Genomic DNA, 21,948 nt, shown 5'->3' on the forward strand with positions numbered 1-21,948 from the left:
CCGGACTTAACGTAGTAACACCAGGGAACCCCTGACCATTCATGGTCAGGGGTTTTCTGCGTTTACGGAGCTGTTCTGAGCGATCTGACGGCGGTGGTCATGCCTGCGGTGCGCACCGGCACGCTGTGTGCGTCGTTGCGCCGTGGTCAGGTCCATTGCGCGGGACCGGGTCTCTTGTCTGCCCGGTGACGGTTCTGGTTCAGGATCGTCGGGAATCGCGAACCGGAGCCGTCACACGCGCTGCAGGGAAAGATCCCCGTCGTGCACGGAGTCGTAGGGCCGGAGCCGGGGGGACTGCGAAGAACCGGGGACGTCGAGCATGAGCGCACCGATCTGGCTGATCGCGATCGGCGGGGTGTCCGTCGTCTTCGGCGGACTGGTGTACGTCGGGCTCTGGCGATAGTGGATGCGCTGGAGCACGACGTCGATGCCCTTCGGGTGCGCTGCGGTGATCAGCGGTGCCTGACTGCGGAGTTGATCAGGGGAGGAGCTGGAGCTCCATCGCGCGGATCACCGCACGGGTGCGGTCGCTCACGCCGAGCTTCTCGAACACGTGGCCGAGGTGGGTCTTCACCGTGGCCTCACTGAGGAACAGTGCGCGCCCGATCGCCGGGTTGCTGTTGCCCTGGGCAACGAGGCGCAGGACGTCGAGCTCGCGCGGGGTCAGCGACGGGCCGGCAGCAGCGGGGAGGGATCCCGTTGCTCGGCGGACGAGCGCTGCGGCCGCCGATGGTGCCAGCGCGGTCTCGCCCCGTGCGGTCGCCCTGACGCCGGCGAGGATCTCGGACTCCGGGGCTGCCTTCAGCAGGTAGCCGGTGGCGCCGGCCTCGATGGCGGCGAGGATCTGGTCGTCGGACTCGTACGTCGTCAGGATCAGGACGCGGATGCCTGGGTCGGCGGCGAGGATCTCCGCCGTCGCCGCATCGCCGTCGAGCACCGGCATCCGGAGGTCCATGAGCACGACGTCGGGGCGTTCGGCCAGCGCCACCGTCACCGCGGCGCGGCCGTCGCTGGCCTGACCGACGACCACGATGTCGTCGGCGTCCTGCAACAGCGCGACGATGCCCGACCGGACGATCGGGTGGTCGTCAGCGACCACGACACGGATCACCGGGTCACCTCTGCGAGGACGTGGCGTTCGACGGCCGGGAGGCTCGGCTCGGGTCCGGTGGGCATGCTCGCGTCGACGACGGTGCCGCCGCCCGGTGTGCTCGTGATCGTGCAGGTACCGCCGGAGAGCGCCAGCCGCTCGTGGAGGCCCCGGAGCCCGTGTCCGGCAGTCGGGACGCCGGTGTCGAAGCCGACGCCGTCGTCGGTCACGCGGACGCCGACGTGTTCGGGCGCGTGCCGCAGGACGATCCGGACGGAACGGGCGTCGGCGTGCGCGCGGATGTTCGCGAGGGACTCCTGGACGACCCGGAGCAGCACGACCTGGGCGTCACGGTCGAGCGGGCCGTCGGTCGCGTCGACGGCAACGGGCGTGCCGGTCTCACGGGTGTACCGCTCGGCGAGCCGGTGCAGTGCCCCGGCGAGGCTGCCGCTCGTGGCACCGGCGACCCCGGCGGCGATGAGGGCGCGGGAGTCCTCGAGCGCCGCTCGTGCCGACTCCTCGAGGACCGCCAGCCGTTCGTCGAGCGCCGCTCCCCGGTCGTTCGCCAGGTCCTTGCGGGCGCGCTCGGTGAGCATGACGATGCCGGCGAGGTTCTGCGCGACGGTGTCGTGGATCTCGCGGGCCAGGCGCTCCCGTTCGCTCGCGACGCCCGCGCTCCGGTGGGCATCGGCGAGGGACTGCTGGGTGGCGCGGAGTTCGTCGAGGAGCTGGCGGCGCTCCTCGGACAGGCAGGCGACGCTCGAGATCCACACGCCCATCGCGCAGGCACCGATGACGCTGATGCCCTCGATGAGCAGGGTGCTGACGAGGGCGTCCGGGCCGTCGGAGACCTGCAGGCCGATTCCGCTCGCGATGCCGACCGCGACCGAGAGCAGGACGCCGGTGCGGACCCGCTCGGACTGCACCCAGACGAGCGGGAACGCGATGCACTGCACGAACGCGGTGCTCGGCACCACGGCGGGCAACACCAGGGCCGCGACGAGGACCAGCGGCAGGAAGGCCGCGGCGGCACGAGGGCTGTCGTAGCCGCGGTGGCCGAACACGACGTAGGCGACGACGAGCACCACGACCGCGGCGTACGCCGGCCAGCGGATCGACCACGGGGACCAGCCGAACACGGTGATCACCGCGGTGAGGGCCATCGTGCCCGCGAAGAACACGTGCAACCACCGGTTGCGCATCCACGTCTCACCGCTCATGTGCCCAGCATCCCACCAGCGGGGCGCCATCAGGCGTCCTTGCGGTTCCAACGGAACGTCAACAGGCAGGCCACCGTGCCCAGGACCAGCCACGCTACCAACACGAGGGCTCCGAGGCCGAGGTGCCACGCGCCTCCCGGCTCACCCGACTCGAACGCACCGGGCAGGAAGACGGACCGCATGCCGGACGCCATCCAGCGCAGGGGGAAGACGGACGCGATGTCCTGCAACCAGGTGGGGAGCTGCGTGAAGGGCAGGTAGACGCCGGAGATGAACTGCAGCACCAGCACGATCGGGACGATGGTGGCGGTGGCGCGGCGCCCCTCGCGGGGGAGCGCCGAGACGGCGATGCCGAGCACGCAGCTGGTGGCGATCCCGAGGACCATCACCCCGGCGAAGACACCCCACCGGCCCGCGTCGGTCGGCAGGTCGACGCCGAACACCAGGCTCGCGATCGCCAGCAGCAGTGCGGTCTGCACGAGCGTGGTGACGAGGACCATGCCGATCTTGCCGACGAAGTACGACAGGACCGGCAAGGGCGTGCCGCCGAGACGCTTCAGCGTGCCGTCGCTGCGCTCGCCGGCGATGTCGACGCCGAGGGACTGCGTGCCGGAGAGCAGGATGCCCGTCGCGACCAGGCCGGGCAGGTAGTAGGTGGCGTAGTCGGCGCTGACGCCGGGGCCGGCCTGGATGTCGGCGGCGCCGGAGAACGCGACCGAGAACAGCGCCAACATGATGATCGGGAACAGGAACGTGAAGAAGACCGAGTCGGGAGCGCGGAAGTAGGTGCGGATCTCGTACGAGATGCGGCTGGTTGCTGTCTTCACTGCTGTCCCACCATGTCGAGGTAGACGTCCTCGAGGGACGGACGGATGACTTCGAGGTCGTGCATGGGTGCGGTGCTGCTGCGGACGAGCGCCGTCGGGTCGGTGGTGCGCTCGTCGTGGTGTTCGCCGCCGTCGTCGCGCCAGCGGACCCGGGGCGTGCGGGCCTCGGCACCCCCGATCTCGTCGATGGGTGCGAGGTCGAGGAGCTTCCCGTCGGCGATGACCGCGGCCCGGTCGGCGAGCTGGGCGGCTTCGTCGAGGTAGTGCGTGGTGAGCAGGATCGTCGTGCCCTCGTGCTGCACCTGCCGCAGGAGGTCCCAGAACTGCCGGCGAGCCTCGGGATCGAAGCCCGTGGTCGGTTCGTCGAGGAACAGGACCTCGGGGCGGCCGATGATGCCGAGGGCGACGTCGACGCGGCGGCGCTGGCCTCCGGACAGCCGGCTGATCCGAGTGTTGCGCTGCGTCTCGAGTCCCGTCGCGGTGAGGAGCTCCTCGATGCTGCGGTGCTTCGGGTACAGCGTGGCGAAGTGGTTCAGCTGCTCGGCGACGGTGACGTTCGGGGACTCCGCGCTGGTCTGCAGGACGATGCCGATACGTGCGTTGTGGCTGCGGCTCGTCCGTGCGGGATCGTGGCCGAGGACGCGGACGTCGCCGGCGGTGCGGGAGCGGTACCCCTCGAGGATCTCGACCGTCGTGGACTTGCCGGCACCGTTCGGGCCGAGGAGCGCGAAGGTCTCGCCGCGTTCGATCGTGAAGGAGACGTCGTCCACGGCGCGTTTACCGGTGGCGTACTGCTTGCCGAGGTGCTGGACCTCGATGGCGGGGGACTCGGGCATGGGTCCAGCTTCGTCGTCGGGTCGCCGTGGCGGATCGGCCGGTGCGGTGGTGTCGGCATCGTCCGATCGGGGGATGGTGCAGGCCGGGAGGCGCGGTGCGGGTCGGTCGTGCCCAGAACGCTGCACGGGTCGTTGCGTCCGGCAACTCGTCTGATATGTTGCTGGCGGGGATGTGGTGCAGGCCGCGACGGGGGAGATGATGGGCGATCTGACAGTGTCGTGGAGCCCGCTCGACGCCCCTCCTCATGCTCCGATCCGCAAGCTGCTCGCCGTGCTGGTAGCCCTGCTGTCCGCCACGATCGTGCTCGCTGGATGCGCGGGCGGAGCGAAGAGCATGACCCCGGAAGAAACGCAGAAAGATGCCCTGGCGCTGCTCGACCACACCACGACGTCCACTGACCTCGATTGGTCGTCGCCCGGGGACCCAGTCAGCAAGAAGTGTTCCGAGGGTGTGCGTTACCAGTACATGGTGCATGCCCCGGTCACCTCGAAGCAGACCGAACTCGCTGACTCCCTGGCCGAGTTCTGGCGTTCCAAGGGACTCCAGGTCGAACGGAGCCAGCAGGAGTTCGGGGCGAAGTACGGGACCGTGTACGCAGCCACGGCGAAGGCAGACAACAAGGCGGGCGCAGCCTTCGAGATCACGAACGGGAACGCACTCGTCTCCGTCAACTCCCGGTGCGTTGCTGGCTCTCCGGACGATGAACAACAGCCGTGGCGAAGGTGACCCTGCCGTGATGGCGAAGCAACGCATCGGGCTCGTCGTGTTGACGGCGAGTCTGCTGACCGTGGGCATCACGGCCTGTGCAGGAGGGAACCAATCGATGCACACCCCCGAGGACGCGAAGGCCGAAGCCTTGCAACTGCTCCGCAAGACCGAGAAGGCCGTGGACGTGCCGTGGCCCGACACCCCGGAACCGACCGTCGAGCAGTGCGATGACGGCGTCCGCTTCGCCTACTTCCTCCCGGTGTCGGTCGACAACGACGCAAAGGCAACCGCGAAGTCACTCCGGCAGTTCTGGGAGTCGGAAGGCCTTCGAGTATCGCCGTCCGAGACAGACTTCGGTGCGAGGGGCATGCTCTACTCGGCGACTGCCGACCGGGACGGTGCGGCAGGAGCGGCGTACCAGATCAGTTCGACGTCGGTCGCGGTGCAAGTGACCTCTCCGTGCGCAACGGGGTCGGTGCACGATGACGACGAGTGACGGCGTCGAGGCGGGGCGGCTCCGATGACGAGGCGAGTGGACAAGCCGACGACCGCTGCCGCTCTGGCCAGCACGATCATCCTCGCGCTGTCGGGGTGCGGGATGGCAGGGCCGGGCAAGACCATGACCATCGACGAAGCGCGCTCGCAGGCCGTGACCGAACTCCGGTCGGTCCTGGAACTCGCTCCCGACACATGGCCACAGGAAGTCCCGAGGCCGGTCGCGAACGACTGTGAGGTCGACGGGCAGAAGGCGGTGCAGTTCAGCTACTACGTCGAGGTGGACAGGCCGGACGACCCGCAGGTGCTCATCGAACAGGCCGGTGAACACTGGAGAGAGCAAGGGTACGAGCTCGCAACGACGCAGACCGAGATGGATGCAGCGACGGGCGACGTGTCGGCCGTGGTCGCGCGCGCCGACGGCAAGCCTCGTGCGTCGATCGCAGCCACGAAGATCCGCGCGCACGTCAATGTGGACTCGCGCTGCGTGCTCGGGGACCCGGACGACTACCGGTGACGGCCCTGATGACGAATGAGTTCTGACGGTTCTGGTTCGTGATCGTCGGGGATCGCGAACCGGAGCCGTCACGACCTCAGTACTGCGGGCGGATCCAGTCCGTCGGTTGCACGAAGCGGGCGCGGGGCAGGACCTCGTCCGGCTCGGCGGTCCGCACGCTCGTGATGATCGTGGCCTCGCCGTACTCCGACAAGCGGCGGGCGATGCCGTCGCGCTCGTCGATCACCAGCGTCGTGCGGGTCGCTGGGTCCCCGCGGTGCTCGAAGGTCACGAGGATCGAATGTTCGCCGATGTGCTGGACCAGGATCGGGTGGAAGCTTTCGAGGCCTCGTCCCCACCGGAGCATCAGATCGGGCACGGCCATCCGGACGACGGGATCGGAGACCATGCTCCGGGCGAACGAGATCTCGTCCGGACCGTCGTCGGGGTCGTGCAGCACGCCGTCGCGGTATGAGACCGGCTTGGCTCGCTGGCGGACGAGCGTCCAGGTCTGCGCGGGCTCGTCGATGTCGACGCGGAACTGCCAGTACTTCTGCCGGGACTCCTGGTGGATGCCCTCGAGGACGTACCGGGCGGGTCTGCGGAGGGTGGCGAGCTCCTCGGCGATCGCGGGACCGTCGGACCGGGTGAGGAGTTCGTCGAAACGCACGGTGCCAGCATGGCGCACCACGTGCCGTGGACCGCACCCCCTGACGGGCGGGAGGCGCGGGGCGGGGTGGTGCCGGGCCTCCAGGCCGTGGGGTGGTCGCGTCAGGTTGCGTCAAGCAACGTGCGCGTAGACCGGGAGGATGCAGGTCGTCGGAGTCGAACAGTTCGGAGGGCCCGAGGCCCTCGCCGTCCACGAGGTGCCGGAGCCGCACGCCGGCGCGGGATCCGTGCGGATCCGGGTGCAGGCGTTCGCCGTGAACCCGACCGACACGGGGGTGCGTGCCGGGCAGCGGGAGAGCTCGGAGGCCTCGCCGCCGTACGTGCCGGGGATGGACGCCGCCGGCGTCATCGACGAGGTCGGGCCCGACGTCACCGGCTGGGAGGTCGGCGACGAGGTCATGGCGATCGCGCTGCCGCTCAGCGCCCACGGTGGCGCCTACGTGCAGGAGCTCGTCGCGCCGGTGGGGTCGTTCGTGCGGATTCCTCGTGGGACGTCGATCGAGGCTGCGGCGACCGTGCCCATGAACGGGCTGACGGCGTTGCAGATCCTGTCGCACGCCTCGCTCGCGCCGGGGCAGACGCTCGCCGTGACCGGGGCCGCTGGGCTGCTCGGGAACTACGTGGTGCAGCTGGCGAAGGCCGCCGGGCTCACCGTCATCGCGGATGCTGCTCCGGCGGACGAAGCACTCGTCCGGTCGCTCGGGCCGGACCACGTGGTGCCGCGAGGTGCTTCCTTCGCCTCCGCTGTCCGTGCGCTCGTGCCGGACGGGGTCGATGCGCTCGCCGATGCTGCGGTGCAGCGCGACGAGGTCACGGACGCCGTTCGCGACGGGGGAGTGTTCTTCGATGTGCGGGGGTGGCAGGGGAACGGGGCTCGGGGGATCGAGTTCGTGCAGGTCATGGTGTTCTCGGAGTACCGGTCGTTCGACAAGCTCGAGCAGCTGCGGCATGCGGTGGAGAGTGGGACGTTGACGCCGCGGGTCGCCGAGGTCCTGCCGGTTGCGCGGGCTGTGGAGGCGCATGAGCGGCTGGAAGCGGGCGGGACGCGGGGGCGGTTCGTGCTGACGTGGTGAGTTGACGCTGGTGTGACGGACGGGAGGCGCGGTGCCGGTTGGTGCCGCGCCTCCTGCCGCTCATGGTTCGCGTTCGCCCGCAGTCTTCAGAACTGTGGCGAACGTCGCGATTCAGACCGGGGCGATGTTGAACAGATATTCTTTATCGCGGTCACCCATCCAGCGCCCCAACATCGTGACCCTAGTTTGGAGTGGGCTTACGCCCTGCTGGCTCTTGAAAACCGTCTTCGCATCGAAATCGAGGTTATTTTCGGCCGCCAACTTTTGCTGATCATCAACGTACGCGTTCAGGTGAGTCACTACTTCGCGTGCCAAGGAAATCAGTTTCTCTCGTACGAGATCTTCTCGTTCCGGAATCCACTTGGCAGGGTCGTTTATCAGTCCGATGCCATGAGCCGACAACCGAAGAAGGTCGGTAGTCAGCGAGGCAAGGGTGAACTTCACTGATGCAAAAGAGGAGCGCAACTCACCTTTCAGGTCGTCACGAGCCGCTTCAACGGCGGCATTGAGCAAAAAGAGGAAACGTAGTGAGTATGCCGTGATGTCCTGCTTGAAAACCTCGTGATAGTCCTCGTCGAACAGGCGAACCTTTCGTACGGCCGCCCACGGCCGTTGACGGAAGACTGCAACAATGAGCTGCGCTGCCAAGGTGTTGTCGAGAACTTCGAGATTAGTGGTCAGTTCCCCGGTCTTGATGACGTACGCGAATGTCCCGGGGAAAGCTTTTGTGACTTGACGCTTAAGATCGAGTTGAGTCGTGTCCGTTGATCGCTGATCCCTCATATTAACCGCATTTTGATTATTCGCGCGGTAAGTGATGGTGTCACTCAGGTCGCTACTCGCACTTGGAAGTTCGACAATTTTCACCAACAACTTCAAGGAATCGGAGAGCGACTTTTCGGCCTTATGCAGGGCAAGCATGGACTGGCAGCCATTCACTACACTCACGGAATCCAGTTTTATGGTCTTCCCGCGAGCGGCAAGCCCAAGCGTGAGCATCGTTATGCCGTTGTGAGCAGCGGGAAAAATATCGTGCTCAGCAGCGTTATCCACAGTTTCGGCGAGTTCACGATTGATCCTGGTGTTGCCGGCGGAGAGGCGAACATTACGACTGAACAGCGTCATGTCGGCGATTCCTGGTAGGTTCAGTAGCTCCTTGGCCGAGATCAGAGCGACAGCGAGTTTCGCTTTGCCTCCTAGATCGTCGATTATTGGGGCAGTTGTCGCGCGGAGCGATACTCGCTCAGGCCGCATACCTTCCCGTCGTACCCGTTCCGCCACAGCTGCAAGTCGAGTCTGATCCCACACATCGAGACTTGGCTGCTGAGTGGCCATCGCATCGACGTAGCCGTCTCCGGAGCTGTCAAGGAGGGCATTGGTCACATAAACGAGGCGTTTAACTCGATACCCTTGAGCGACCTTGGACTGGACGTCATTTCGAAGTAGAAGGCGGCGAAGCTCGTCGCGGGGCTTGCTTTCCAAAAGTCCTCGAACGGTCTCTTCCGACGCGAAATATTGAGCAGCACCCACAAAATGCTTCAGATCCTTGTCGCCTTGCGTCTTGGACGGAGAATCCATGCGCTTGGCTTGATAAATAGTTATCTCAGATTCGCTGTCACTCACCATGAGTGCGTCGATTCCCTTATCGCCGTTCCCGTCGCAAATGTAGTCCGAAATATACTCATCATCGAGGCGTTCGACATTGCGCAGGTACCAAGCCAGCATGGCTGTACTGTCTGTTCTGTTGCCGATCTTGTGGGGAGCGAAGTCTTCGTTGAGGGCATCCCAAGCTGTAGTCATTCAGTGAGTAAAACACAGGTTTGAAGGACGCGGGACCGATGACCCGCATAGTGGGGGTTCGTCGCCGTACCGATGACCTCCGACGAGCTCACTACCCAACACGTTCATGGTGAGCCGGCCAGTGCAACGCCTGCGTTGCAGTAGAATCAAGCGGTGAACGAGCCAACGTCATCCTCGACCGAGCAGCTAGTCGATGTGGCGCAGACCGCGAGCATCTTCCAGGTGTCGGCCTCGACTATTAGGAGCTGGCGCCGACGACAAGTGTCCTGGCTGCCCGCTCCAGTTGCCCAACTCAACGGGGGAGCTGTGTGGTTGCGTTCGGAAGTCAGCCGCGAAGCTGCGCGGTATCACCATGAGGACTTCTCGAATAAGCGGACCGTCACTCTGGCTCGCGATCGTGCTGCAGGCCGCTTCTACACGCCCTCTGATACTGCTCATTTTCTCGCGGACTGGCTACTCCGGGGGGGAGCTAGAAGCTTTCTCGAACCAAGTTTCGGTGATGCTGCGTTTATAGTCGCGGTGAATGAGCAGGCCGAAAAACTCGGCTTGGAGCGTGTGGCGTGGATCGGCGCGGAACTCGATACGCAGGCCGTCCAACGGGCACGCCTTGCGTCCGATTTGCTCCCTTCTGAGATTCGCCCCGGAAATTTCCTTGCGCTGGAACCCGAGCCAGTTGACGCCGTCATGGCGAACCCGCCTTACGTGCGGCTTCGACATTTGGATGAGGAAACAAAGCGGCGATCGCAAAAGGTCGTTCTGCAATCGACCGGGGAACAACTGTCTCCGTCGGCGAGTCTTTGGCTCCCGTTCCTCATACATTCTATATCGTTCCTGAACCGCGGCGGAATGCTCGCGATGGTGCTCCCATCAGATTTTACTTATGTGACATACGCTCGTAAGTACTGGGGATGGCTATCCACACAGTTCGAAGAACTTCAAGTGGTGAGAGTTCGACAGCGCTTGTTTCCCGATCTGAATCAGGACGTCATACTCTTGCTTGCTAGTGGGCATGGGGGTGTAACTCAAAGTGTCAAGTTTGAGGCTTACGAATCTGTCCTAGATCTGATCGAGTCGCGTCCGAATGTGCGGTCGGATATTCAAATCTCGAAAATTGTTTCTGGGGAGCGAAGCTTTCAGCGCGCCCTCGCGGGCTCAGATGTTTGGTCAATGCTGCAGGAAGAGTTTGCTGGCTCACTGACACCAGCAAGCGATCTCATGCGCTTTCGTATCGGCTACGTCGCCGGAGATAAGGACTTCTTCCATCCACAGAGCGGCATTGCGGAAGCATATAATCTACCGACAGCATCGCTGCGAAAGTCTATTACAAACGGGCGGCGACTGAAGGGTCACGGACTATCGACTTCGAATCTTCCCGAAAGCGCGGTGGATGAGCTTTGGCTCCCCACGGACGGTGAGTTGTCCGATGGTGAACTTCGTTACATCAGGTACGGCGAACAACTTGGCGTTTCTAGTGGGTACAAGGCGAGCAGACGGGACCCCTGGTTCCGCGTCCCCACGGTCGAGATTCCCGACCTCATTATGACGGTTTTCAGTGAAAGCCCTCTTGTCTTGATCAATGACGCGGAGCTCACGGCATCGAACAGCCTTTTATGTGGCTACCTCAGAAGCGGGTCCGTCGAGCAGTTTGTATTGAATTGGTATTCGCCCTTGACGCAACTGTCGATTGCCTCTGAAGTGCATTCGCTCGGTGGTGGAGTCATGGTTCTCGTACCGAATGAAGCTAACTCTGTCCTGGTGTCCGATCTGGGAAGGCCTGACTCGGACCTCTTCCATATCGCTGGCGCGCTCAACTCGGGAAATGTCGAGGATGCCTACCTCTCGGGCCGTGCGGCGCTCGAAAACCGGGCCGGAGTCGAAAACGTGCAAATGATTGTCGAGGCCACCGAACGGCTTCGCCATTGGAGAGTCCGGCCTAATTGAAGTTATGAGTGAATGTCATTTTGAAAGTGTTGTGGACTGAGCGTTCGATCACAAGCTCGAGCCCGGTCACGTCGATCTCTTCTCGTAGAATGGGAAATAGATCCCCCCAGCGGATAGAGGTGGCCCTGTTGCCCTGCGAGGATTGCCAGCTTGGTGTGTGGTCGACCTGAAGCTGCAGGGTCCGGTCGAATCTGAAAAGCCCACTTACGGTGAATGGCACAAGTGCCTCTTCCCGAGGCCGGCCGCCGTCGAATGTCGGAATCCACTCACAGCCCGCAAAGAACTCGTTCCGAAAGTAGACTGCCGGATCGATTGGATAGCCTGCTTGCGTGAGAGCGAGGTGGGCAGTTGGGTGGGCGTTTGGAAGCCGCATTGCATCGGATCGTGGCAGCCTCTTTGACCAGAAGGCCCCGGTGCTCGGTTCGACCTCGTACTGACGTAACGTATTGACCTCTCCACGGAGCTGTGTCTCGTGGGTTGATTTGGCCGTCGTCCGCCTCCGCCTGTGCCCATATACGAGTTGCATGCCGGAGGGGGCAAATAGGCTTGTTTCTGCTCCCGCGCGTTTGGTGGAAAGGGTCTCGTTCTCTGAGATTGCCTCGCTACCGATTGGAATTGCCGGGTCGGCAATCAGTGCTTTGAGAAGGCGATCGTCGAGAGGCTTGCAGATATTAACGTCTGCTTTCAAAGTTTCTATGTAGGCCTCTAGCGTCCCCAGGACCTCCATATCGTCTCGATTGGAAGAAGCCCCCTCTATCAGCAGTCCGGCTTCGTAGTTTGTTTGTAGCCCACCGGCGGTAAGGTTCTGTGATCCGATTAGGGCGCTAAAGCTCCGCGCGTCTCGACGAAGATAGAGCTTCGGATGGAATGTGCGACCGGAGGGATCAAAAACGACATACGTCTTGCTCGCAAGGTCCAGTGCCATTTCTAGGCCCTGTTCGGTAGCGCCGCCTTGGCTCAGTCCGAGGAACAGTTCCAACTTTCCGCCGTTGGCCTTGAAAGAACCGATGGATTCGTCGAGTAGGGACAATGCGGACGCTTTTCCCCAAGCGCTAACCATTGTAACTCTGCCTGCTGGACGCTCGGCGAGCCACCGCTGAAGAACGGCCAGGGCCGTGTCGGCCGGCACATATGGTTGTAGTAGCGGTGTTATGCGCACTTTTGGGCTTCCTGATTCGGTCGTCGTGTTGCTTCTTCGCATCATGCCTGCCATATGACCTTAGATCAAGTGTCGGTGCCTGCGCTCGCTTGCACCAGAGACGGATTCGGGTCCTCGCGGTGCTCATCCTCGTCGCCTGTGGCGTGGGTCAGCTCCGGGGGAGCGATCGTCCTGCCTCGGCGATCTATGGCTGCATCCTTTGTTTGGGGAGCTGCGTTTTGCGGCCCCGGGCTGCGTGAGCACCGGCCATTCATGTCTGAGCCGCCCAGCTCATGCCAGCAGTCTGCGAGAGGTTCGGCTGTTGGGGACCCCGCTTGAAGGTGAATATCCGTAGATGTATCGCGTTTTTGCCGGCAGGGTGAGCTGCATGATCGGCGGTTCATCTGCCGATGCCCCCGACTCCGAGCGGCGTGTCCGTATCCGCGCGACCGCGGAGCGCGGTGTTCGACTGGGCGTCGAGGTCGACGCGCACTGAGTCCGACACCCCGAACAACAACGTCGCCACGAACCCCACGACATAGGCCACCACGAGCCCCGACCCGTACCCGAGCAGCGCCCACCCGTAGCCGGACGAGCCGTTCAACAGCGGAATGAGCGACAGGTCCGAGGCCCCGATGGCGGTCGCCCCGACGGAGTGCCCGAGCTGGTCGAACAGTCCGACGACACCGCCACCGAAGGCGCCACCGATGCACGCGGTGATGAATGGCCGACCCAGGGGGAGCGTCACGCCGTAGATCAGGGGCTCGCCGACACCGAGGAACCCGGCCGGCAGCGCACCGCGGATGGTCCGGACCAGCGATGCGTTCGACCGGAACCGCACCCACAGCGCGATGCACGCACCGATCTGCCCGGCACCACCCATCGCCAGCACCGGCAGCAGCACGGTCCACCCGGTCTGGTCGATCAGGGTGGTGTGGATCGGGATGAGCCCCTGGTGCATCCCGGTCATGACGAGGGGCAGGAACAGGCCACCGAGCACGAAGCCGGCGAAGGCCCCACCGTTCGCGAGTAGCCAGGTGGCAGCTGTCCCGATCGCGACGGAGACGACACCGGCGACGGACATCAGGATCCCCAGCGTCACAGACCCGGCGACGTGGACGGTGACGGTCGGCACCACGATGAGCGCGATGACGTCCGGCGTCACGCGCCGCATGAACCGCTCGACGTAGGCGGCGAGGATGCCGCCCGCCAGCGCAGCGAGCACACCGCCTTGCCCGGGAGCCAGGGGCTCGCCGAACACGGTGACGTTCGCGACGCCGGCCGCGACGATGATCCCGCCGACGGCACCGCCGAGGATGGGCGTGCCGCCGAACTCCATCGCGACACGCTCTTCGACAGCACTGCCATCCCGACGAACACGGCGAGCAGCGACAGGAAACCGCTGGAGAGCACGCCGAGGAAGGGCGTCACTCCGGGCAGCCACCCGAGGTTCGTCAGGATGCCGTTGATCCCGGCGATGAGCCCGCAGGCGATCAGCGCGGGGATGAGCGGGATGAAGATCGCGGAGATCTTCCGGATCGCGCGCATGGTGCGGCCATCGGAACGAGCCCGCGCGGTCGCCTTGATGGACGCACCGCGAGCAGCGAGCTCGTCAGGCGACGCACCAGGCCCACCAGCCGCAGCCGGCGGGGCGGCCGCGCGTAGGGCCTCCAGGCCGTCGGCCACGCGGTCGACGAGACCCGGGCCGAGCACGATCTGCAGGTTCGAGCCGGCCGCGATGGCGGCCATCACGCCGTCGGTGGCCTTGAGGTCCTCGAGCGCGACGGACGAGTCGGAGACGACCTCGACCCGCAGGCGGGTCATGCAGTTCTCGACGTCGGCGATGTTCGCGGAACCGCCGACGGCGTCGAGGATCTGCTGGGCGAGTTGCTGTGCATCAGGCATTGCTGTGCTCCTCGGGGCAGGGGAAACGGAAAAGGGAACGGGGTCTACAGCACGGCACGCAACGAGCCGGCAGCAGCATCGAGGCGAGCACGCACGTCGGCCGCCGAGGCGCCGGTCAGGATCACGGCGATGGCGGTCTTCACCTCGCCGTCCGAGGCGTCGAGCGCTGCCTGGACCTCGGCGGGGGGAGCGCCGGTGACGTCCTGCACGAGCGAGAACGCCCGGGCGACGAGCTTCGCGTTCGTCGCGCGCACGTCGACCATGCGGTTGCCGTACGTCTTGTGGCTGCGCACCATCGCGAGCGTGGTGAGCATGTTCAGCACGAGCTTCTGCGCGGTGCCCGCCTTCAGGCGGGTCGAGCCGGCGATGAACTCGGGGCCGACGACGACGTCGATGGCGATGTCCGCCTCCCGCCCCGCGGCCGAGTCGGGGTTGCACGCGACGGAGACCGACAGGGCGGAGCGGCGACGGGCCTCCAGGATGGCTGCGATGACGTAGGGCGTCCTGCCGGACGCGCTGATCCCGACGACCACGTCGTCGGCCGTCAGGCCGAGCGCGTCGAGGTCGCGGACAGCGGCCGCTTCGTCGTACCGAGGGTGGGCGGGAACTCTCTGGCGTCGAGGACGCCGAGCCGGCCCGGCGTGCCGGCGCCGACGGAGACGAGTCGGCCGCCGCGCGCTACGGCTGCGGCGATCGAGTCAGCCGCCAGGGCGATGGCCAGCGGACTAGCGCCAGTGCTGAAAGTAGCTTGCGTGTTACGTGGTGGGCGGGTGGCTGCGGTTCAGTGGTTCCGGTTCCGGTTCCGGTTCCGGTTCCGGTTCGCACAACGGGAGTCAGGTCGCGCCGCGGAATCGTGCGGCTCAGACGCGCTTTGGTTGTGCGGGCGGCCGTCCTCGTCAGGCCCGCGAGACCGGGGAAGCCACGACGGTCGCCGCCCGCAGGTACCGCCGCGACCGACGAACCGCTCGCAGCAGGATCGGCGTCATGATCAGTGCGGTGATGAGTAGCGCTGCGCAGAGGAACCGGGGGAACGCCGAGCCGAAGACATGTTCGTCCGCGAGCCTCGGGAACTGGATGCCGGCGACGCCGACGTAGAGCAGCAGGAACTGGCCGAGGGCGAGCGGCTGGTAGGTGGAGAGCAGTCGTGCGTGCTCGCGTGCTCGGAGGGCGAGGTCGGACTCGGGTGGCTGGATCGGGCTGCCGGTCTTGATCGCTTGCGTCACCATGCGCTTGCCCGCAGGGGAGAGCCCCGCCGTTGTGGTCTGCATCGCGGTCGACATCCCGATCGTCGTTGCGAGGATCGAGAAGGTACCGGCCAGGCCACCGACGGACGCGCCGAAGCCGACGACGGTGAGGACTGCGACAGCGCCCGACTCGGTCGTGGCCAGCAGCCCGCCGATGACGGCGCCGACGACGGCTCCGATCAGTGCGAGCAGGGTCGTCCGTCGCCAGGCTCGCCGTGCTTTCAGTTCGAGTTCCCCCATGCCCCCACCCTACGAGCGGATCGCCCGACCGTGACGACGGCCGCGACGATGACGATCGGTGCGACGAACAGCCAGTAGGTGAGCTCGGTGTTGGTTGTGACGACGCCGGCCCAGACGGCAGGGCGATCCGGCATTCCGCGTCCGAACAGCCCTGCGACGAGCAGGTACAGGACGCCCGGCACGGATTGGTAGCGATCACCGAGCACCGCGCGGCTGGCCACTGCGAGCGCGCAGAACGCGATCGTGTTGCGGATGGTGGCGAGCGAGACAGCGGGGTCTGCGCCGAGGGCGAGGCTGACGGTACTGATCGCGCACACCAGTCCGATCACCACCAGGACGGTGCTCAGCTCGAGCAGGTCGGTCCGTCGGGTCGGAGCGGGGAACGGTGCGCGACTGATTGATGCACCCGCCGCGATCGCAAGCACCAGCGGAGCGACCGCAGCGACGGGGATCATCGCGAAGGGTGCGCCACCGCCGAACGAGGGGAAGAGCATGCCGATCGGGCCGAGCGCGATCGAGAGCACCGTCAGGGCCGTCGTGAGTCCGAGCAGCGGCAGGGTGCGGTGGACACGCAGCCACCAGATCACGAGGACGGCTCCGCGATGTGGCCGACCGAGCAATCCGTCAGCCGGTCGATCGTCGCGGTGACCCACGCGGCTTGAGCGGGGACCGGAGCACGACGGAGGTCTCGCAGAACGTCGGGGTCGTCCAGCTCGAGGGCGGGTTCCACCTGGTCGGCGTTCACGATGCCCTCGGCGGCGACGTCGATGAGCCATCGGTCGGCGACAGCGGCATCGTTGAGGCGTTCGGCGTCGTCCTCCTCGGCGCCGCAGTACGCCACCTCGGCGTCGCCGAGCAAGGAGGTCGTGATGCTGTGGAGCACGTCCGCGTCGGTCATCCGGACCTGGACGATCATGTTCAGGACGTCGGGCGTCGACGGCGCGTTGCTCGCCCGGATGGTCGACGGCACCTTCATGCCCGAGCGGCCGAGGTTCTCCGCGGCCTTCCGGATCACCGACTGCGAGTCGTCGGTGGCGCGTTGCTCCGGGAAGAGGCAGATCGTGGGCGCCGCGCCGCTGCAGATCGCCTGCGCTTGCGGGCGGTCGACGATCGGTGCCGCGCCGAGGCCGGAGCCGCTGGTCAGCGCGACGAGGGTGATCACGACGAACGAGCTCGCGCCGATCTGGAGTCCGAACCGGCGCGCACGCTCACCACTCGAGCGTCGAGCGACCGCGATGACGAGCAGACTGCACCCGGCGAGCAGACTGAACGCCGTCACGATGACCGGTGCCCGGATGTCGAGCGCGGTCTCCACCGAGCAGCAGTCCGCCATCACGAGACCGGCGAGGTACCGGAGTGGGAAGTAGTCCACGGACCAGGTGAAGCCGAGCCAGCTGTACGAAACGAGCAGGCTCAGCGGGATGGACACCACCGGCGGGAGCCACCGCCCCAGTGCGAATCCGATGCAGCTGTGGAAGAACAGGATCCCCGCGAAGGCCAGACCGACGAGGGGCGACGGGCCACCGGGAGCGCCCCAGGTGTCCCGACTCATGAGTGCGACCGCGACGAGCTGGAGCAACAGACCGGCGGCCAGTGGTGTCCACAGGTGATCGGTGACGACCGCTGCACTGGATCGGCTGCTGGACTCGATGACGGGCACCCCAGCTCGGAAGCGCTTCCCTTCCCAGGCGCCAGCTGTGGCAGCGATGCCGCAGGAGAACACCAGGTAGATCGCGGAGCCGGCCATCGCGGCGGGCCAGTAGCCGGCGACCGTCGTCTCATCTGCGAACTGCACGCCGTACGTGACGACGCCGAGCAGCCCAGGAATGAGGAGCCACACTGCTGCTCGGCTGCGCCACGGGATGATCGGGCGCATCAGTCGTCCTCGCTCGTGAACCGCGCGTACGAAGCGGTGATCGCCTCGGCGGACGAGAGGTCTGCGAACGGCTCGGTGAACGACGCGACCGAACCAGCGAACGGCACCCGGCCGTCGACGAGGACGGTCACGTTGTCGTAGGTCGCGGCGACGTCCTCGGTCTGGTGCGTCGAGACGACGACGGACACTTCCGTCGGCAGGTTCTGGATCACCCGCGCGAACCGCGCGCGCTGTGCCGGATCGAGTCCGGCCGTCGGTTCGTCGAGCAGGATCCACTGTGCGCCGGACACCAGCGCGCCGGCAACGCCGAGCCGCCGGATCTGGCCGCCCGACAACGAGGACGCTCGTGCGTCGGCTCGGGTGGCGAGATCGACGGCGGTCAGGGCGGCCGTCGAGCGATCCCAGGCGTCGGCGCGCGACAGGCCCTTCAACCAGCCGCAGTAGGCGACGTGCTCTCGAGCGGTCAGGCCCGGGAAGGCGCCGCTCCGCTGCGGAAGCCATGCGACCCCGCGGCGGTACCGTCGGCGATTTCGGCGCGTCCCCGGTTCCCCCAGTCCCTCGATGTTGATCGTCCCGGTGCGGGGACGGAGCGTGTCGGCGACGAGTCCGAGCAGGGTCGATTTGCCAGCGCCGTTCGGCCCGAGCAGGACGCTCGCTCCGGTCGGGAACACCGTCGACAACCCGGAGAGCACCGTGTGGTCCCGCCGGTACCCGAAAGTCAGTTCGTCGATCTGTATGCCCACTGCGCCCCCTTGAAACCTTGTACTGGTGTTTCACCGTACAGTAGCGTGCACTCGGCTCGGACAGCCCGGGCCGTCACCTCAAGGGGGAAGTGCAATGGTCAATCTCAGTCGTCGTCTCGCGGCAGCCGTCGCAGGGGGAGTCATGGCCGCCACGGTGTTCGCGGCAGCGCCGGCGTTCGCCGAGGGTTCCTGGTCATCGAAGCTGACCGGTGTCGCGATCGGCAAGAACTCGAGGAGCTGGCAGGACTCGCACAAGGACAAGGTGCGGACTGCCACGACGTTCGCGAGCTGCCGGATCTCGGGGAACGCGAGCGGATTCCGATCCGCCACCGTCCGGCTCTACGACGAGCGCGGCCTGTTGCCGGACAAGAGCATGGGGTCGAAGGTGAACAAGTGCGGCCGGAGCGACTGGGGCGTGATGACCCGGCCTGATCGGTACCACTGGACGATCACGGCGCTCAACGGCTCCTCGTACGAGCCCGCTCTGCGGCTGTCGGTGTCGCGGGTGCGGCAGGCCTACTGAGTCAGCGCTGGCGGGCGGCTGCTTCGGTGGCCGCCTGCACGTAGCGTCGTGCAGCCCGGGTCTGACGCAGGATGACGGGGGACATGGCCGCAGCCACGACGAGGAGGGCCACGCAGATGATGCGACTGAAGCCAGCCATGAACGAGTTGTCGTCGAACAGGTTCGGGATCTGCGGGCCCGCGATCCCCGCGGAGAGCAGCAGGAACTGGCCGAGTGCGACCGGTTGGTAGGCAGCGCGGAGACGAGCGAGGTCGAATGCCCGTCGTGCGAGGTCGGAGTCGGCCGGTTCGATCGGGGTCCCGCTCGCGATCGCCTGAGCGAGCGTCTTCCGGCCGAAGCGCGAGAGGCCATCGATCGGCGCTTGCATGTCGGAAGATCGGCGGAGCGTCGTGGCGATCATCGACAAGGTTCCGAGAATGCCACCCACTCCCGCAGCGATGCCGAGGATCGCGAGGGTGGTCTCGAGCGCACTGTCCTGCCGGGCGAAGAGCGATCCGCCGATCGCACCGAGGACCACACCGATCGCGACGATGACGGCGGTTCTGCGCCAGGCTCGGCGAGCAACGGCTTCGGGGGCGAGCGGCGCTCCGGTCACGGACGTCATGCGACGGAGGCCGGCGCAGGAGCGCGGCGCTCGTTCTCGGCCGTGGCAGCTTCGGCGTAGCGCCGAGCTCGGCGATGTCGGGTGACCAGCAGCGGCACGAGGAACACGACTTCGATGACGAAGAGCGCGAGGACGACCCGGCTGAAGACCACACCGCCGCCGTCGCTGACGACACGAGCGAAGTGCGGAGCCGCGACCGCAGTGAGGAGCAGGAATCCCTGCCCCAGGAAGATCCCGTTGAACACGGCGGTCCCGCGGGCGAGGGTGAGCGCACGGTGCTGCAGTTCCTGGCCCGCGTCCTCCGCGAGCGGAACGCCCGAGCGGATGGCCCTGCGGCGGTCTCTCGTCAGGCCCTCGGTCGCCTGCGTGATGATCGACGATGCGTGTGCGCTTGTGGGGAGCAAGGAGAGCATCCCGGCCATGCCGGCCAGCATCGCGACGCACGTGAAGATCGCCAGGGCGACGGTCCAGCCGCCCTCGCCTCGCGAGGTTGCCCAACCTGCCACTGCACCCGCGACCGCGGCGATCGACACGACCAGGGCAGTGCGACGCCGCGCGCGCCGGATGATCCGTTCGTCTTCCTCCACCCGCTCACCCTACGAGGAGGCGCGTGACGGTGTTCTCGAGGCGTGCTGACGGTTCCGGTTGACGACCCCGGGGGATTCTGAACCAGAACCGTCACTCCCGCCGGTACCGCGTCGCAGGCTTCCCCGGCCCGTCCGCCCGTTTCGTGTCCGTCGCGACCAGCTTCGGCAGCATGGCACGCCGGAACGAGTCCGGCAGCAGGCGCTTGCCGAGGACCGCCTCGTGCAGCTGCCGCAACTCCGACATCGTGAACGGCTCGTCGAGCAGCACGTGTGGATCCGGGGTAGTGCCGTAGACGGAGCGGAGCCGAGCGACCGCGAACCCGAGGATGTCGTCGTGCCCGTGCACCATCCCGCGCGCCTCGACCACCGGCGCGAGCCGTACCCGGGGCTCGTCCAGGTCCAGGGCATGAGCCGGCACGACGTCGAGGTGCGCCACCGACAGTACCCACCCACGGTCGTCCCGCGCCGGATCGTCGAACACGTGGAGCTGCTGCGGTGCGAGCCCGCTCACCCCTGCCTTCTGGCGGAGTGACCGCAGCACCGCATCCGCGAGCCGCTCACCCTCGTGCACGAACGTTCCCGGCAGTCGCCAGTCGCCCTCGGTGGCATCGCGGACCTGCACGACGGACAGCGGTCCGCCCGGGGGGACGGTCAACACGGCGGTGTCCACGGCGACGGAGGGCCGCGGGTAGTCCGTCAGGCGCCGGCCGCTCGCGTCGCGGTACTCGTCGGTCATGCCCGCGAGTTTACGCACACTTGCGCAAACGTGGCGAGTGGTGCAGGATCGCTTTTACGCAATCCCGCGTAAACCCGATCCGGAGGTCCACATGACCAACCCGCAGATCCACGACCGAGCCGTCGGTGCCGTCCTGGGCTCCGCCGCCGGCGATGCCCTCGGCGCCGGGTACGAGTTCCGTCCGGCAGTGCCCGAGCCGACCCCGATCACGATGACCGGTGGCGGCTCCTTCGGCTGGGCGCCGGGGGAGTGGACCGACGACACGAGCATGGCCGTGCCGATCCTCCGCACGGTCGCCCGCGGCGGCGACCCAGCGTCGGAGCCAGCCCTCGACGGCCTGGTGGCCGCCTGGGCAGCGTGGTCGGTCGACGCGCCCGACGTCGGCATCCAGACGCGCAACGTCCTGACCGGTCTGGAGGCGCGGACCGCTTCCGTCGCGCGGGCTGCGGCCCGGCGGGAGCACGACTCCAAGGGCCGCTCTGCCGGCAACGGGTCGCTCATGCGGACCGCACCGCTGGTGCTCGCCTTCCTGCGCGGTGACGTCGGCGAAGAGGAACGGCTCGCGGCTGCGGCTCGCGCGATCAGTGACCTGACGCACTACGAGTCGGACGCGGGGGACGCGTGCGTGCTCTGGTGCGCGGCGATCCGGCACGCGGTCCTGACCGGCGAGCTCGACCTCCTGCGTGGGATCGACCTGCTCGACCTGGACCGTAGACGACTGTGGGTGGAACGGATCGTCACTGCCGAGCACTCGCAGCCGGTGGACTTCACGGAGTCGAACGGGTGGGTGGTGTCCGCCCTGCAGGCCGCCTACGCCGCGGTCAAGCACAGCTCCTCGCTCGAGGACGCCCTGATCCGCGCAGTCCGCACCGGCAACGACACCGACACGGTCGCCGCGATCGCCGGTGGCCTCGCGGGTGCGCTGTACGGAGCGTCGTCGCTGCCGGCCGAGTGGCGTGAGCTGCTGCACGGCTGGCCGAACCTGCGCGCCGATGACCTCGTCGCGCTCAGTGAGCAGGCGCTCGCCGTCTGACCGGACCGGCGTCGGAGGCTGCCGTGGGGGGAGCCTCCGCCGTCGGGCTGGTCGTTCTCGTGGGGCCGGCCCACCGCTCTGGAGGCGACCACATCGGCAGCGCGGGCGGTGGAGCGGAGGTGAGTCGGGCCTCCAGGCCGGACGCCGTCAGGCGACGCCGCGT

General features: G+C 66.6%; 24 protein-coding genes and 1 pseudogene. 7 read left to right on the forward strand and 18 right to left on the reverse strand.

Annotation, left to right across the window (positions count from 1 at the left end; genetic code table 11):
- Window positions 1–231 precede the first annotated feature (231 nt).
- From BIU95_RS12320 to BIU95_RS12340, 5 genes are read right to left on the reverse strand one after another with little or no spacing between them, the layout of a single operon-like run.
- Window positions 232–420 carry a hypothetical protein gene (locus BIU95_RS12320; protein WP_071251796.1) on the reverse strand — a complete coding sequence of 63 codons (189 nt, stop codon included), beginning with the start codon at window positions 418–420 and terminating at the stop codon, window positions 232–234.
- A 58-nt stretch (window positions 421–478) separates the two neighbouring features.
- On the reverse strand, window positions 479–1,111 hold the full coding sequence (locus BIU95_RS12325; RefSeq protein ID WP_071251797.1) for a response regulator transcription factor: 633 nt from the start codon (window positions 1,109–1,111) through the stop codon (window positions 479–481).
- Entirely contained in the window at window positions 1,108–2,310 is a 1,203-nt protein-coding gene (locus BIU95_RS12330; protein WP_139179775.1) for a sensor histidine kinase, read from the reverse strand. The genes BIU95_RS12325 and BIU95_RS12330 overlap by 4 nt, the downstream gene beginning before the upstream one ends.
- A 29-nt stretch (window positions 2,311–2,339) precedes the next feature.
- Window positions 2,340–3,137, reverse strand: coding sequence for an ABC transporter permease (locus BIU95_RS12335; RefSeq protein ID WP_071251799.1), 798 nt, complete (start codon window positions 3,135–3,137; stop codon window positions 2,340–2,342).
- Window positions 3,134–3,973, reverse strand: a complete 840-nt coding sequence (locus BIU95_RS12340; protein ID WP_071251800.1) for an ABC transporter ATP-binding protein — start codon at window positions 3,971–3,973, stop codon at window positions 3,134–3,136. Before BIU95_RS12340 ends, BIU95_RS12335 begins: the two co-directional genes overlap by 4 nt.
- 175 nt (window positions 3,974–4,148) lie before the next feature.
- Between BIU95_RS12340 and BIU95_RS12345 the strand changes: the two genes are divergently transcribed.
- The 3 genes from BIU95_RS12345 to BIU95_RS12355 all read left to right on the forward strand — a co-directional run bounded on the left by BIU95_RS12345 (window position 4,149) and on the right by BIU95_RS12355 (window position 5,694).
- Entirely contained in the window at window positions 4,149–4,700 is a 552-nt protein-coding gene (locus BIU95_RS12345) for a hypothetical protein (RefSeq protein ID WP_139179777.1), read from the forward strand.
- A gap of 97 nt (window positions 4,701–4,797) precedes the next feature.
- Entirely contained in the window at window positions 4,798–5,178 is a 381-nt protein-coding gene (locus tag BIU95_RS12350; RefSeq protein WP_175470767.1) for a hypothetical protein, read from the forward strand.
- A 36-nt stretch (window positions 5,179–5,214) separates the two neighbouring features.
- Window positions 5,215–5,694 (forward strand): hypothetical protein, encoded by a 480-nt coding sequence (locus BIU95_RS12355; protein ID WP_071251802.1) that lies wholly within the window; start codon window positions 5,215–5,217, stop codon window positions 5,692–5,694.
- A 76-nt stretch (window positions 5,695–5,770) separates the two neighbouring features.
- On the opposite strand, the gene BIU95_RS12360 is transcribed toward BIU95_RS12355, so the two are convergent.
- On the reverse strand, window positions 5,771–6,343 hold the full coding sequence (locus BIU95_RS12360; RefSeq protein WP_071251803.1) for a hypothetical protein: 573 nt from the start codon (window positions 6,341–6,343) through the stop codon (window positions 5,771–5,773).
- 139 nt (window positions 6,344–6,482) lie between these two features.
- Between BIU95_RS12360 and BIU95_RS12365 the strand changes: the two genes are divergently transcribed.
- A complete protein-coding gene (locus BIU95_RS12365) occupies window positions 6,483–7,415 on the forward strand; it encodes an NADP-dependent oxidoreductase (protein ID WP_071251804.1) in 933 nt (310 codons plus the stop codon).
- A gap of 111 nt (window positions 7,416–7,526) precedes the next feature.
- On the opposite strand, the gene BIU95_RS17780 is transcribed toward BIU95_RS12365, so the two are convergent.
- Window positions 7,527–9,215, reverse strand: coding sequence for an AIPR family protein (locus tag BIU95_RS17780; protein ID WP_083389362.1), 1,689 nt, complete (start codon window positions 9,213–9,215; stop codon window positions 7,527–7,529).
- Window positions 9,216–9,368: 153 nt separating this feature from the next.
- Here BIU95_RS17780 and BIU95_RS17785 point away from each other — a divergent pair, with 153 nt between their 5' ends.
- A complete protein-coding gene (locus BIU95_RS17785; RefSeq protein ID WP_083389363.1) occupies window positions 9,369–11,156 on the forward strand; it encodes an N-6 DNA methylase in 1,788 nt (595 codons plus the stop codon).
- Here the strand turns inward: BIU95_RS17785 and BIU95_RS18310 are convergent.
- The 8 genes and pseudogenes from BIU95_RS18310 to BIU95_RS12410 all read right to left on the reverse strand — a co-directional run bounded on the left by BIU95_RS18310 (window position 11,149) and on the right by BIU95_RS12410 (window position 18,302).
- Window positions 11,149–12,186 carry a phospholipase D family protein gene (locus BIU95_RS18310; RefSeq protein WP_175470768.1) on the reverse strand — a complete coding sequence of 346 codons (1,038 nt, stop codon included), beginning with the start codon at window positions 12,184–12,186 and terminating at the stop codon, window positions 11,149–11,151. The genes BIU95_RS17785 and BIU95_RS18310 overlap by 8 nt on opposite strands.
- A 508-nt stretch (window positions 12,187–12,694) precedes the next feature.
- Entirely contained in the window at window positions 12,695–13,633 is a 939-nt protein-coding gene (locus tag BIU95_RS18945; RefSeq protein WP_368086289.1) for a PTS transporter subunit EIIC, read from the reverse strand.
- 488 nt (window positions 13,634–14,121) lie between these two features.
- A pseudogene (locus tag BIU95_RS19225) lies at window positions 14,122–14,199 on the reverse strand (hypothetical protein); the annotation flags it as partial.
- 44 nt (window positions 14,200–14,243) lie between these two features.
- Window positions 14,244–14,732 (reverse strand): N-acetylmuramic acid 6-phosphate etherase, encoded by a 489-nt coding sequence (locus BIU95_RS12390; RefSeq protein WP_071251809.1) that lies wholly within the window; start codon window positions 14,730–14,732, stop codon window positions 14,244–14,246.
- A 363-nt stretch (window positions 14,733–15,095) separates the two neighbouring features.
- Window positions 15,096–15,683, reverse strand: coding sequence for a hypothetical protein (locus BIU95_RS12395; protein WP_071251810.1), 588 nt, complete (start codon window positions 15,681–15,683; stop codon window positions 15,096–15,098).
- Window positions 15,665–16,270, reverse strand: coding sequence for a hypothetical protein (locus tag BIU95_RS12400; protein WP_056068139.1), 606 nt, complete (start codon window positions 16,268–16,270; stop codon window positions 15,665–15,667). Before BIU95_RS12400 ends, BIU95_RS12395 begins: the two co-directional genes overlap by 19 nt.
- Window positions 16,267–17,559 (reverse strand): hypothetical protein, encoded by a 1,293-nt coding sequence (locus BIU95_RS12405; RefSeq protein ID WP_071251811.1) that lies wholly within the window; start codon window positions 17,557–17,559, stop codon window positions 16,267–16,269. Before BIU95_RS12405 ends, BIU95_RS12400 begins: the two co-directional genes overlap by 4 nt.
- Complete coding sequence (locus BIU95_RS12410) at window positions 17,559–18,302, reverse strand: ATP-binding cassette domain-containing protein (protein ID WP_071251812.1); 744 nt, start codon at window positions 18,300–18,302, stop codon at window positions 17,559–17,561. The genes BIU95_RS12405 and BIU95_RS12410 overlap by 1 nt, the downstream gene beginning before the upstream one ends.
- Before the next feature lie 94 nt (window positions 18,303–18,396).
- On the opposite strand from BIU95_RS12410, the gene BIU95_RS12415 reads away from it, so the two are divergent.
- Window positions 18,397–18,825, forward strand: coding sequence for a hypothetical protein (locus BIU95_RS12415; protein ID WP_139179779.1), 429 nt, complete (start codon window positions 18,397–18,399; stop codon window positions 18,823–18,825).
- A 1-nt stretch (window position 18,826) separates the two neighbouring features.
- On the opposite strand, the gene BIU95_RS12420 is transcribed toward BIU95_RS12415, so the two are convergent.
- The 3 genes from BIU95_RS12420 to BIU95_RS12430 all read right to left on the reverse strand — a co-directional run bounded on the left by BIU95_RS12420 (window position 18,827) and on the right by BIU95_RS12430 (window position 20,752).
- Window positions 18,827–19,420 (reverse strand): hypothetical protein, encoded by a 594-nt coding sequence (locus tag BIU95_RS12420; RefSeq protein WP_139179780.1) that lies wholly within the window; start codon window positions 19,418–19,420, stop codon window positions 18,827–18,829.
- A 5-nt stretch (window positions 19,421–19,425) separates the two neighbouring features.
- Window positions 19,426–20,016 carry a hypothetical protein gene (locus tag BIU95_RS12425; RefSeq protein ID WP_071251814.1) on the reverse strand — a complete coding sequence of 197 codons (591 nt, stop codon included), beginning with the start codon at window positions 20,014–20,016 and terminating at the stop codon, window positions 19,426–19,428.
- A 91-nt stretch (window positions 20,017–20,107) separates the two neighbouring features.
- Window positions 20,108–20,752, reverse strand: a complete 645-nt coding sequence (locus tag BIU95_RS12430; protein ID WP_071251815.1) for an NUDIX domain-containing protein — start codon at window positions 20,750–20,752, stop codon at window positions 20,108–20,110.
- Between the two features lie 91 nt (window positions 20,753–20,843).
- On the opposite strand from BIU95_RS12430, the gene BIU95_RS12435 reads away from it, so the two are divergent.
- Window positions 20,844–21,785, forward strand: a complete 942-nt coding sequence (locus tag BIU95_RS12435) for an ADP-ribosylglycohydrolase family protein (protein ID WP_071251816.1) — start codon at window positions 20,844–20,846, stop codon at window positions 21,783–21,785.
- Window positions 21,786–21,948 lie beyond the last annotated feature (163 nt).

This window comes from Curtobacterium sp. MCBA15_007, from assembly GCF_001864905.1.
GTDB classification, from domain to species: domain Bacteria; phylum Actinomycetota; class Actinomycetes; order Actinomycetales; family Microbacteriaceae; genus Curtobacterium; species Curtobacterium poinsettiae.

What these genes read in the sequence shown, in the direction of transcription:
- BIU95_RS12395 (WP_071251810.1), bottom strand. Translation starts at nt 15,683, where the DNA reads ATGGGGGAACTCGAACTGAAAGCACGGCGAGCCTGGCGACGGACGACC.
- BIU95_RS17780 (WP_083389362.1), bottom strand. Translation starts at nt 9,215, where the DNA reads ATGACTACAGCTTGGGATGCCCTCAACGAAGACTTCGCTCCCCACAAG.
- BIU95_RS12415 (WP_139179779.1), top strand. Translation starts at nt 18,397, where the DNA reads ATGGTCAATCTCAGTCGTCGTCTCGCGGCAGCCGTCGCAGGGGGAGTC.
- BIU95_RS18945 (WP_368086289.1), bottom strand. Translation starts at nt 13,633, where the DNA reads ATGGAGTTCGGCGGCACGCCCATCCTCGGCGGTGCCGTCGGCGGGATC.
- BIU95_RS12430 (WP_071251815.1), bottom strand. Translation starts at nt 20,752, where the DNA reads ATGACCGACGAGTACCGCGACGCGAGCGGCCGGCGCCTGACGGACTAC.
- BIU95_RS12405 (WP_071251811.1), bottom strand. Translation starts at nt 17,559, where the DNA reads ATGCGCCCGATCATCCCGTGGCGCAGCCGAGCAGCAGTGTGGCTCCTC.
- BIU95_RS12340 (WP_071251800.1), bottom strand. Translation starts at nt 3,973, where the DNA reads ATGCCCGAGTCCCCCGCCATCGAGGTCCAGCACCTCGGCAAGCAGTAC.
- BIU95_RS12435 (WP_071251816.1), top strand. Translation starts at nt 20,844, where the DNA reads ATGACCAACCCGCAGATCCACGACCGAGCCGTCGGTGCCGTCCTGGGC.
- BIU95_RS12330 (WP_139179775.1), bottom strand. Translation starts at nt 2,310, where the DNA reads ATGAGCGGTGAGACGTGGATGCGCAACCGGTGGTTGCACGTGTTCTTC.
- BIU95_RS12350 (WP_175470767.1), top strand. Translation starts at nt 4,798, where the DNA reads ATGCACACCCCCGAGGACGCGAAGGCCGAAGCCTTGCAACTGCTCCGC.
- BIU95_RS12365 (WP_071251804.1), top strand. Translation starts at nt 6,483, where the DNA reads ATGCAGGTCGTCGGAGTCGAACAGTTCGGAGGGCCCGAGGCCCTCGCC.